The 11,958-nt window shown below is 38.4% G+C and carries 10 protein-coding genes; 6 read left to right on the forward strand and 4 right to left on the reverse strand.

Translation table 11 applies throughout. The features are described from left to right. The first annotated feature begins 39 nt into the window (after positions 1–39). Together QKW49_RS14490 and QKW49_RS14495 are read left to right on the forward strand one after the other, a co-directional pair. On the forward strand, positions 40–1,764 hold the full coding sequence (locus tag QKW49_RS14490) for a methyl-accepting chemotaxis protein (protein ID WP_282863372.1): 1,725 nt from the start codon (positions 40–42) through the stop codon (positions 1,762–1,764). Between the two features lie 26 nt (positions 1,765–1,790). Further along, positions 1,791–3,113 carry an ATP-binding protein gene (locus QKW49_RS14495; protein ID WP_282863373.1) on the forward strand — a complete coding sequence of 441 codons (1,323 nt, stop codon included), beginning with the start codon at positions 1,791–1,793 and terminating at the stop codon, positions 3,111–3,113. Between the two features lie 73 nt (positions 3,114–3,186). Here the strand turns inward: QKW49_RS14495 and QKW49_RS14500 are convergent, their stop codons facing one another. Both QKW49_RS14500 and QKW49_RS14505 read right to left on the reverse strand, forming a co-directional pair. Then, a complete protein-coding gene (locus QKW49_RS14500) occupies positions 3,187–3,522 on the reverse strand; it encodes a rubredoxin-like domain-containing protein (RefSeq protein WP_282863375.1) in 336 nt (111 codons plus the stop codon). A 295-nt stretch (positions 3,523–3,817) separates the two neighbouring features. Next, entirely contained in the window at positions 3,818–4,063 is a 246-nt protein-coding gene (locus tag QKW49_RS14505; RefSeq protein ID WP_282863378.1) for a hypothetical protein, read from the reverse strand. Between the two features lie 416 nt (positions 4,064–4,479). On the opposite strand from QKW49_RS14505, the gene QKW49_RS14510 reads away from it, so the two are divergent. From QKW49_RS14510 to QKW49_RS14525, 4 genes are all read left to right on the forward strand, one after another. Further along, positions 4,480–5,838 carry a MurT ligase domain-containing protein gene (locus QKW49_RS14510; RefSeq protein WP_282863379.1) on the forward strand — a complete coding sequence of 453 codons (1,359 nt, stop codon included), beginning with the start codon at positions 4,480–4,482 and terminating at the stop codon, positions 5,836–5,838. A 194-nt stretch (positions 5,839–6,032) separates the two neighbouring features. Next, on the forward strand, positions 6,033–6,779 hold the full coding sequence (locus QKW49_RS14515; RefSeq protein WP_282863380.1) for a glutamine amidotransferase: 747 nt from the start codon (positions 6,033–6,035) through the stop codon (positions 6,777–6,779). 76 nt (positions 6,780–6,855) lie between these two features. Next, positions 6,856–7,509: a helix-turn-helix transcriptional regulator gene (locus QKW49_RS14520; RefSeq protein ID WP_282863381.1), complete on the forward strand. Its 654-nt coding sequence runs from the start codon at positions 6,856–6,858 to the stop codon at positions 7,507–7,509. Between the two features lie 131 nt (positions 7,510–7,640). Beyond that, positions 7,641–8,912, forward strand: coding sequence for a 6-phosphofructokinase (locus tag QKW49_RS14525; protein ID WP_282863382.1), 1,272 nt, complete (start codon positions 7,641–7,643; stop codon positions 8,910–8,912). A 38-nt stretch (positions 8,913–8,950) separates the two neighbouring features. Here the strand turns inward: QKW49_RS14525 and QKW49_RS14530 are convergent, their stop codons facing one another. Both QKW49_RS14530 and rsmA read right to left on the reverse strand, forming a co-directional pair. Beyond that, positions 8,951–10,744, reverse strand: coding sequence for a phosphoenolpyruvate carboxykinase (GTP) (locus QKW49_RS14530; RefSeq protein ID WP_282863384.1), 1,794 nt, complete (start codon positions 10,742–10,744; stop codon positions 8,951–8,953). A 332-nt stretch (positions 10,745–11,076) separates the two neighbouring features. Further along, positions 11,077–11,934, reverse strand: coding sequence for a 16S rRNA (adenine(1518)-N(6)/adenine(1519)-N(6))-dimethyltransferase RsmA (rsmA, locus tag QKW49_RS14535; RefSeq protein ID WP_282863385.1), 858 nt, complete (start codon positions 11,932–11,934; stop codon positions 11,077–11,079). Positions 11,935–11,958: the final 24 nt, after the last annotated feature.

The raw sequence follows: 11,958 nt of genomic DNA on the forward strand, positions 1-11,958 counted from the left end.
TGTGAAGCACCTTTTAAAGTGAAAATGAGGAGGATACAAATGAAAAAGCTTTTTTCGCATTTAACAGTCAAACTAGTAACCGCATTCTCTCTAATTGTAATCATCATGTCATCCCTACTGGGCTTTGTCCTCTACGCACAAATTCAGGAGTCTCTAAGACACGGACTTGAAAATCAATTAATCACAGCAGCTAAAGCTGCCGCCCTGCTCATTAATGTGGATAAACATGAATCTCTTCAGACTGCCGAGGATATGGACACAGATACATATAAAGAACAAAAAACCAAACTTCAACAATTTCAGCACGAAACCGGACTAGCCTTTATTTACACATTCCGCGCCAGTAATGATGAATTGAAATTCATACTGGATACCGGCGAAGGGGATGATGGCTCATATATTGGTGAAGTGTATGAAAATCCCCTTTCTGACTTTCCCGCGCTACAGCAAACTTTTAGAGGTACTGCCGCTGCCGATAATGAATTTTCTACCGATGAATCCGGCACATTCCTCTCCGGGTATGCACCTTTAATAAATTCAAAGGGTGAAATTGTTGCCGTTGTGGGTGCAGATATAGATGCTACAAAAGTAGTATCCATGGAAAACAGCGTGAAATGGACTTTGATCCTCTTAATTGCATTATTTATTATCATTGTAGTAATTGTATCTTTCATTCTCGCTAAAAATATAACGAGACCATTAAATATTGTAACCAATAGAATGATGGAAACTGCAAAGATGGGTGGTGACCTGACGCAAAGAATAAAAATTACATCAACGGATGAAATAGGGCAATTGTCTTCAGCATTCAACCAGTTGTTTGAAACTATTCATGCTATGATGAAAAAAGTTAAAGATACTACTATAAATATTTCCAATTCCTCCGCTGAGCTTTCTGCCGCTATGGAGCAAGGCACCCATGAAATTAATCAAATTGCGTCTCAATCCGTCACCCTCGCATCTGGGATCCACGATGTGGGGGGATTATTTGAAAAAGCAAAAGAGGAAATAGATAGTCTATCGGCTTCATCACAGGAAGTAGCCGCAAGCAGTGAAGAAGTGGACCAGGCGGCTCAAAACATGAGAACTTCTGCCGAGACCGTATCTACTGTCCTTAAGGGTTCTGTCGCATCTATTTCCGAGCTTGCTGTGCTTACCAATAATGCTAACAGCGCGATTTCAGAGCTGGATGAGTATACAAAATCTATCGGAAGCATTATAAATACTATCAACGGTATCGCGAAAAATACCAATCTATTGGCACTTAATGCTATGATAGAAGCACAAAGGGCAGGGGACGCCGGCAGAGGGTTTGCAGTAGTAGCTGAAAACATCAGAGTCTTATCCGCCAATACACAAAACTCTGTAGAGGAAATAAGAAATCTGGTAAACGCGGTTATCAGCCGCATCAATCAGATTGTAGAAACTCAAAAGTCCATTGATCCTGCAGTAAAAAAGACCATTGATGCTTCTGAATCTGCAAACGATTTACTGCAGCAAATTGTAGTTCAATCTGAAAGCGTAGCCAGATTGATTTCACAAATTTCTGATACAAATGGAACACAAGCAGATGGTGTTCAAAAGATTTCTGCTTTTATTTATGAAATCAACAATCATTTTAGCAGCCAAGTTGAAACATCCCGTACCACTACTGCTGCAACGCAAGAACTAACAGCAACTTCGGAAATGATTTTGGAAAACGCCAATGCACTGGAGAAAATCTCCCAAGAATTAAAATTATTGATAAATAACTTTAAATTATAAACTAATCTTTATCAAGGAGTATACATATGAAAGTTGACTTAACAGGACTTATCCAAAAAACTCAATTATCTCTATCAAAGATTACAATTTACAGAAATATTTTAAGAGATGAAATTGTAGATACCTATTGCCAACTTATAAAAGAATTAAATGACCCCACCCCCGTTTACGAAGAGTTAATAGATTGCTATCACCACCTTACAGGTTTGCTTATGCATAAGTATGCAGTAAATCAACGGATCTACAGTGATCTATGGCAGCATCATATCATTGATCTAATTCTTACTGATGAAAACATTTTCTCTCTTGCGTGCGAAAGAGGCTTAAAACAAGAGATATCCGACGGGCTTTGGAACACTATGCGTTATGATCTCAAACATCTACAGACCCTGTTTAAATTGAACGGGAAGGTGCTGCATACTATATTAAGAGATAAAACATCTATAGAAACCTGGCCTTGCTGGGAAATCAATACTGCAGCTGCCGCTGCCCCTGATATTATCCAAAGCTTGCTGCTCTCCAGTGATTGGGCCGATGAATCCGAGCATCTCGCAGATTTTTATTTCCGCAATGGCTGTGGTATCTTTAACAAATTTAAAGCTTTCCGTTGGAATAGGCAAAACACTTTTTCTTCACTTGTTGGAATTGAGAAGCCTGACCCTATTAGCTTTGAATATTTAATAGGCTATGAAAATGAACGTGAAGAAGTCATCGCCAATACGCTGCAATTTATACATGGACTTCCTTGTAACAATGTACTTCTATATGGAGACAGGGGAACCGGGAAATCCGCTACCGTTAAAGCATTGTTAAACGAATATGGAGATAAAAAACTTCGTCTTATTGAGGTATCAAAATATCATCTTATTGACTTGCCGCAGATTATGGATATGCTCCAAAACCGTGGGATGAAGTATATCATATTTGTTGATGATCTTTCTTTTGAAGGTGACGAAACATCGTATAGGGAACTAAAATCGATTTTAGAGGGAGGTATTGAAGTTAGACCTCAGAATGTACTGATTTATGCTACATCCAACCGCCGTCATCTCATTAAGGAATATTTTAGCGAACGGTCCTCGAGAGATGAAATCGGCAGCCAAGATACATTACAGGAAAAACTTTCATTATCCGATCGGTTTGGTATCACGATTACATTTTCTTCGCCTGATCAAGAAAAGTACTTACTTATTGTTGAAGGTTTGGCTAAGCAACGTAATATAGATATCGATATACATCATCTAAAAAGAGAGGCTCTGATATGGGAGATGCGGCATAATGGACGCTCTCCAAGGACAGCACGCCAATTTATTGACCACCTGGAAGGACAGCTCAAATTAAAGATATAGATTTTCGAATAAAAATAGGGGTATGATACTGAATTCATCAGTCCATACCCCTATTTTTATTCGATACAATATCTTACCATTTCCCCTTTTTCATGTGACCTTCGATCTCCGCTTTACTTCTCTGTTTGATAATCCATGCCTCATCTTTGGCTTTTTCAAATGTTGAAACGCAAGCAGGGTCAAGATTCAACTTGATACCTTCTTCACACAATTGAGCAATCTTCCGTGCTAATAGAATAATGTCCATATGTATGTCATTCGTTCTATCTGAAGCATAAATCTTATCGGTATCTTCTTTACCTAACTCTACGAACTTCTCCTTCGGCGCTCCACATTTCGGGCATATTGCCGGCGCTTCTTCCCCTTCATGTACATATCCGCAAACACTACATTTGAATAACTTTTTCATAAATGCACTTCCCTTCCACTGTTATTTTTTATTATATGATAGCTTTCCTTACTTGGCGCTATTCAATACAAATAATTGGTGCCTCTCACATGTCCTCTATATGAAATCATCTTCAGTTCTTCTTCCTCTTAGCTCCATCATCACGATGAATTCGTGTAAAATGTCTTAAATTTAATATGTTTATTATTTACCCTGATAAAATAATTAATAAACAACTATCTTGCTAAAATGATAGAAACTATCTAAAAACGTTGAAGAAAGGATTAAGAAGGTAGCGTTGTCCCGCCGATATCCCCTATATGCGTCTCGACCATTTTCGAGTTGCTATCTTTATTTTTTTAGATGCAGTTTTGATCATCCACTGTGAATCTACTTTACTCTTGCTTTTTGGTTTTTTTATCTTTGCTTTCTTTATAGAAACTTTCTTTAATACATCTTCCATGTCCTCTGATTTATCATCCAGATACCGTTCTATTTCATCTAAGTTCTTTTGAATCTCCTGTAGCGGGATATATTTTTTTAAATGCTTGTAAAATGACACTTCAATGCCCCCATTCACCCTGAAAAAAAATACACTCATATTATAATATATGCATCACTCAAACATAACGTACAAAATTGTTGCACAATGATATGCATGTAATGTACAATAAAAAAGTGGCGGTAGATTAATCTACCGCCAGATAAGTAAAGGGGGTCTCAATGTATTTTGTGAGGTCATTATAGAGTATACCCGATTTTACAGTTGTTATACATTCAAGCAAAAAATTTTTTATATATCCATTAAGGATTCTGCATGAGATAAATTCTATTAGTATATGGAGGAAAAAACTCCCCACTCCCCACTTTTCACTCCTCACTAAAGAATATATCCGTTAAAATCCAAATGAATTGGCAATACTGATAGAAATTGAACATTAATAATGGCGCTAAGCTAATGAAGAAAAGGTGATATCAATGAACTACCTACGAAAATTATTTGCGATATGGGCTGGAAAAACCGCTATTATATTAAGCAAATTGCTCGGAAAAAAAGGGTCCTCAGGCCCTGGAAATATCGCATTAAAAATATATCCTAATCTGCTTAAAGACTTATCTTCCAAAGTAAAAAAGGAAATTATTATTGTATGCGGCACCAATGGAAAAACCACTACGAATAATATGCTATACAACTTGCTTACATCGTCAGGATACAGTGTCGTATGTAATAGGGTGGGCGCTAATATGCTGGATGGGATTGTTACAGCCTTTGTAGATGCAGCCTCTTTACTGGGAAATCTCAATGCCGACTATGGCTGTATAGAAGCGGATGAAGCTTCTGCCGTTAAAATCTTCGACCACTTAACTCCCCAAAAAATAGTTATCACTAACCTGTTTAGAGATCAGCTTGACCGTTATGGTGAAATTGACATTACTATAAAATTGCTCAATCAAGCCTTGGAAAAAGTACCTGATGCTACGCTGGTCTTAAATGGTGATGACCCCCTTACCGCACGCTTTGGCTATAATAATCATCGGCAGTGCTATTATTTTGGTATAGATCAGAATTCGGAAATTAATCTTAATGAAACAAAAGAGGGCCGTTTCTGTACTTTCTGCGGTCAGGAACTTAAATATAATTACTACCATTACAGCCAACTGGGAGATTTCTTTTGCCCGTCATGCGGCTTCAAACGTCCTGTTTTGGATTTCAAAGCCTTTGATGTTCACCTCCAAGATGGCCTGCAATTTGAGGTTGCTTACGATTGTACTACTGCTTCTTTTAATTTAAACTATAAAGGCTTTTACAATATATATAATATCCTCGCATCCATGTGTGTGGCTGCGCTGCTTGGCATAAAAGTGCAAGAAATCAATAATATCTTCAGTCAATATAAACCTCAAATCGGACGGATGGAATCATTTTACCTGGGGAAACCTGTTATATTTAATCTGTCCAAAAATCCCGCAGGTTTTAATCAAGCCATCTCTACTGTTCTACAAGACCCAAGAAAGAAAGATATTATGGTGATTATAAATGATAATGCACAAGATGGCAAAGATATTTCATGGATATGGGATGTAGACTTTGAAAGATTGGTCGTCCCTTCTATTCAAAGCTATATTGCATCAGGCATCAGAAAAGAAGATGTTGCCGTCCGCTTTAAATATGCCGGAATTCAAAAAGGTGATGTGACTGTCGCAGATGATATTCGATCCGCCATTATCGACCTTATTAATCGAAGTGGAGAAGTGTGCTACATATTGGTGAATTATACCGCTCTTTTTAATACGCAGAATATACTGAAGTCGTTAGAGAAAACTAAGGAATATTGATGCTGATAAAGTGCTTAATCGTTCGAAAATCAAACATGTGGACAATCCCTCTGTTATGCCAAACCCATGCAAACAGCAGGGACAGTCCCCAAGTTCGATTTTCTCTATGTGCTGAATCGGACTTTATCACATCCTCGTCCAGCATGCTGTGAACCGTGAACTGTGAACTATTTTATTCTGGAGATGATAATGATATGAATATGAACAACTTCAAACTGACCATCGGCCACCTCTATCCTGACCTTCTCAACTTATATGGGGATAGGGGTAATATCCTGTCTTTGAAAAAAAGATGCGAATGGCGGGGTATAACCGTAGAAATTAAAGAATATGAGTTGAACGATGATATTGATTTCAGCCAATTGGATATTATCTTTTTAGGCGGCGGCTCAGATAGGGAACAATTGCTGGTATGTAACCGCTTAAAGGAAATCAAAAAAGATATCAATGAGTACGTAGAAGATAATGGTGTGGTGGTTGCTGTATGTGGCGGATACCAATTACTGGGGCATTATTATAAACTCAAAGACCAATCTATTGAGGGATTGTCGGTACTGGACATATACACAGAAATGGGGAACACCAGGCTCATCGGAAATGTAGTCATCGAAAGTGAACTGTTGGGCAAAACAGAAAAAATTGTAGGCTTTGAAAATCATGGAGGCAGAACCCATATCAATGATCATCAACCATTGGGAATCGTGGAATACGGACATGGGAATAATGGCAAAGATGGATATGAAGGCGTAATTTATAAGAACGTAATAGGTACTTATTTACATGGACCTTTATTTCCTAAAAATCCTGCTTTAACGGACTATGTTCTTTCTAAAGCCCTAAGCAGAGCTTATCCGGATAGCTTTACACAATTACCGGTGTTAGATGATGCTGTGGAATTAAATGCTAGAGATTATATTGTACAACGCTTCTCAAAAAAATAGCATGGATTATTTCTCTTTATAATATCTTAAAATACTGATATAATAAGGTTATTCACAAATAAACGTAGCCAAGTAGGTGTTTGAATTGAATTTAACAGAACGACAAAAAAAGATCATTGAAATAGTGGAAAAATTTCAACCCATTACCGGAAACGATATTGCCGAAAAAGTGGGATACTCTAAGCCCACCATCCGTCCTGATTTAAGCTTACTGACCCATTCAGGAATTCTATATGCCAAGCCCAACGTTGGCTACATTGTTAATGAGCAGCCTTTGGGTTTTACGTTTGACACCGGAATGTTTTCTGCAAAGGTAAAAGACGTAAAATCTCCTGCTGTTTATGTTCAGGAGGAGTGTTCAATACATGATGCCATTGTAAGAATATTTTTGAAGGATGCGGGAACTATTTTCGTAGTAGATGGCGAAGGGTACTTGAGCGGAGTGGTATCACGCAAAGATTTTCTCAAAAGTATTATGGGAAAAATGAATATTCATAATGTACCTGTTGGTGTCATCATGACTAGAATGCCCAATATTATTACTACCAATGATGATGAATCCATCTTGGATGCCGCCGTAAAGATCATGGAGCATAGAATCGACAGCATGCCCGTGGTAGAACATGTAAAAGAGGGCCACTACAGAATAACCGGAAAGATTTCTAAAACAAATCTTTCGCAAGTATTTGTGAATATTGGAAAGTTAGCAGAAGATAAAGGTCATAATTAATATGTCTTATTGATAGTATATTAAAAAAACACACTGTATTGTGTGTTTTTTGTTATTGCTTTTTTGCTAATTATGATGTATTATATATAATATAATTAGAATTATGACATATTAATTAAGGAGAGATTGTAATGTATCAATTGTCAGGCAACTGTTTAATAGGGCAATCAGGAGGCCCTACTTCAGCAATTAATTCAAGTTTATGCGGTATTGTAGAGCAAGCAATGAGAAGCAGTCTTATAAAAAATGTTTACGGTGCTATCAATGGCATAGAAGGTGTTGCAAAAAGGCAGATTTTCGACTTTGGTTCTCAAATTAGTACAAGAGATGATTACAAACTTTTAAAATATACTCCATCAGCGTATCTTGGCTCATGCCGCTGTAAGCTGCCCCCATCAGAAACGAATCCCCAGTACTATAAAGAAATATTTGATATTTTTGCAGAATATGATATCCGGTATTTCTTCTACATAGGCGGAAACGATTCTATGGATACGGTATTAAAACTTTCTGAATATGCAAAAAAAACATCTTATCCTATGAACATTATTGGAGTCCCCAAAACTATTGACAACGATTTGATTGGTACCGACCATACTCCAGGATTCGGCTCGGCAGCAAAATTTGTTGCTACTACCGTACTGGAAGTATCACGGGATAGTACCATATATGATGTCGATTCGGTGACCATCATTGAAATCATGGGCAGAAATGCAGGCTGGCTGACTGCATCGTCCGCTCTTGCCCGCTGCAACTACAACACAAGCCCTGACCTCATTTATTTACCGGAGGTTCCTTTTTCCATTGATCAATTCATCCAAGATATCAAGCTGGCGCAAAAGGAAAAGAAAAGCGTTGTAATTGCTGTCTCTGAGGGAATTAAGAACATTTTCGGCCAATATATTTGTGAATCAGCTGGTCATGCCAATACCGATGCTTTTGGACATAAACCCCTTGGCGGTACCGCCAAAGTGCTTGAAAATGCAGTTAGAAACAGGCTGCACTGCAAAGTCCGCTCTATTGAGTTGAATGTCCTTCAAAGATGTGCGATGCATATGGCATCAAAGACTGATCTGGACGAAGCTTATCATATCGGTTGTGAAGCAGTAAAAGCAGCAGAAAATGGTCTTACAGCTAAAATGATGGTATTTCATAGGCTCTCGGCAGAACAATATAAAGTATCTATCGGATGTGTAGATATTACAGAAATAGCAAATGTTGAAAAGCATGTTCCACGGAAATGGATCAATGAACAAGGAAATGATATTACCCTAGAATTAATCGATTATCTTAAACCTCTTATCATCGGCGAACCCGAACTGACAATGGAAGATGGTCTTCCGGTATATCTCTCACTGGACACTACACCGTTTTACCCATCCAAGAAAAATAAAGCTGTATAAAAAATAGGCTGCATATGCAGCCTATCTTATTTAAATTATTATTTACTTAATCTTGCTTCTAACGCATCAAGCTGTGCAATCAATTCTTTAGGCAGTTTTTCACCAAATTTAGCATAATGCTCTCTAACAGAAGCGATTTCCTGCAGCCATTTTTCTTTGTCTACTTTCAGAAGCTCTTCCATGTCAGCAGGGCTAACATCCAACCCGTTAGTATCAATTGCATTCTCTGTGGGCATATAACCGATAGGAGTCTGTACTGCTTTACCTTCACCTGAAACTCTTTCAACAACCCACTTGAGTACACGGCTGTTTTCACCAAATCCAGGCCATAACCATTTACCGCTATCATCCTTACGGAACCAGTTTACATAGAAGATCTTCGGCAATTTGCTCGCATCGGTTTTTGTTCCGATGTTCAGCCAGTGCTGTAGATAATCACATACATTATAGCCAATGAAAGGCAACATCGCAAACGGGTCACGACGTACTTGACCAACTTTGTCAGTAATTGCCGCAGCAGTGATTTCCGAACCCATAATTGAACCCATAAACACACCATGGTTCCAATCGAAGCTTTCATGTACCAATGGAATAGTACTTGGACGACGTCCTCCGATCAAAATCGCAGAAATCGGTACTCCTGCAGGATCTTCCCACTCAGGAGCGATTACCGGACACTGGCTGGCAGGTGCTGTGAAACGAGCATTCGGATGAGCAGCCGGAGCTTCGGAACCAGGTGCCCAATCTTTGCCTTTCCAGTCAATGAGGTGATCCGGAGCATCGTAACCGATACCTTCCCACCAAACATCTCCATCATCAGTTAATCCGACATTGGTAAATATGGTATTTTCTTTTATGCTCAGCATCGCATTAGGATTTGAATCCATGGAAGTACCCGGTGCAACACCAAAGAATCCTGCTTCAGGATTGATCGCATATAAGCGTCCATCTGCACCAAATTTCATCCAAGCGATATCGTCTCCGATTGTTTCAACTTTCCATCCCGGAATAGTCGGAACAAGCATTGCCAGATTGGTCTTGCCGCATGCACTTGGGAAAGCTCCTGCAACATATGTTTTCTTACCGTTCGGATCAGTAAGACGGAGGATAAGCATATGCTCAGCCAACCACCCTTCATCACGAGCTTGTACCGAAGCAATACGCAATGCAAAACACTTTTTACCCAAAAGAGCGTTTCCGCCATATCCGGAACCATAAGACCAAATTGTTCTTTCTTCCGGAAAATGACTGATATATTTCTTTTCAATCGGTGCGCAAGGCCAGCTTGAATCTTTTTGTCCTTCTTCCAATGGAGCACCTACGGAATGTAAGCACGGTACAAAATCTCCATCTTCACCAAGAACATCAAGCACTTGTTTACCCATACGAGTCATAATCCGCATGTTTACTACAACATAAGGACTGTCAGTCAATTCAACACCGATTTTGGAAATAGGTGAACCAATCGGTCCCATGGAGAAAGGAATAACATACATGGTTCTTCCCTTCATGCAACCCTTATATAAGTCTCTCATTGTTGATTTAAGCTCTTCAGGATTAATCCAGTTGTTGGTTGGACCTGCATCTTCTTGTTTTTTAGAAGCAATATAAGTTCTGTCTTCTACACGGGCAACATCAGACGGATCACTATTGAAAGCATAACACCCAGGGCGCTTTTCGGGATTCAAAGGTGTAGCCATTCCGGCATCAACCATTTCTTTCAATAAACGATCATTTTCTTCTTGTGAACCATCAACCCAGTAAATTTGGTCAGGTTGACACATATCAGCCATTTCTTTTATCCATGCTTGCAGTTTTTTGTTTGGACTCATTAGAATTCTCCCCTCAAGAAATTAATTTTATGTTATTGCGAAATCGCAATTTCAACACTTTGTTAATTATGCCTTAGACCATAAAAGGTCTTCTGTAATATTATTTTCTAATATGCTTTTTATATGATGTCAAAATGATATGCATTTTTTACTAATAATACTTACTATGTAGCTAAATCCTCTGTTCTCATTTTGTTACACTTTTAACAATCAGACATAATTATAAAATTTAGGATAAAACCAAATCCTCACCCTAATTCTATTTATATTCTACATTATACTTTAAAATCCTTCTTTTTGAAAGAGATTTTTTTTAAAAAATTAATTTTTTTTTAAAAAATTGCATTTGCAAGCTCTGCAAATTGCATAATTGTTAACGTCTCACCTCTCCGATTTTCTTGAATCTCAAGTTTTACTAAGGTTTCTCTTATCTGCTCTTTTGACATGGTGAATAATCCCGAATTGGATAATGCATTTACCAACGTTTTCCTTCTCTGCCCAAAAGCAGCTTTTACGACACGAAAAAACTGCTTTTCATCTTGTACACTTACAGCAGGTTGTCTCCGCAAATCCAGTTTGATTACAGTGGATTCCACTTTCGGCTGGGGCATAAAACAGTGCGGCGGTACCGTCATGATCAGGTTAGGCTCAGTAAAATATTGTACCGCTACGCTTAACGCTCCATATTCCTTCTCTCCCGCCTTGGCTACCATTCTCTCCGCTACTTCCTTTTGAATCATTACAGTAATACTATCAATATTCAGCCTTTTCTCCAGCAAATCCATAATAATGGGTGTAGTAATATAATAGGGTAGATTTGCAACGACCTTTACGTTCATACCGGCTAATTCATTATTTATAATTGCATTCATATCTATCTTTAACGCATCCGCGTTAATCACTTTGACATTGTCATACTGCCCCAGGGTTTCATTGAGGATCGGTATAAGATGGGAATCCAATTCGATGGCTACAACTTTTCCAGCATGCTCAGCCAATACTTGGGTCAGCACACCGATCCCCGGCCCTATTTCTATTGCACCGGTATTTTCTCCAATCCCTGAAGCCTCAGCAATCTTATCAAGAACATTTGCGTCTATTAAGAAATTTTGTCCGAGATTTTTATTAAACCTGAAACCATATTTTTTTATTACCTCTTTTAGTACTTTTGGAGATGAGAGCCTGTCCATAAATAACCTCCTTGTAATAATGTT

This window comes from Petroclostridium sp. X23, from assembly GCF_030013905.1.
Taxonomy (GTDB): domain Bacteria; phylum Bacillota; class Clostridia; order SK-Y3; family SK-Y3; genus X23.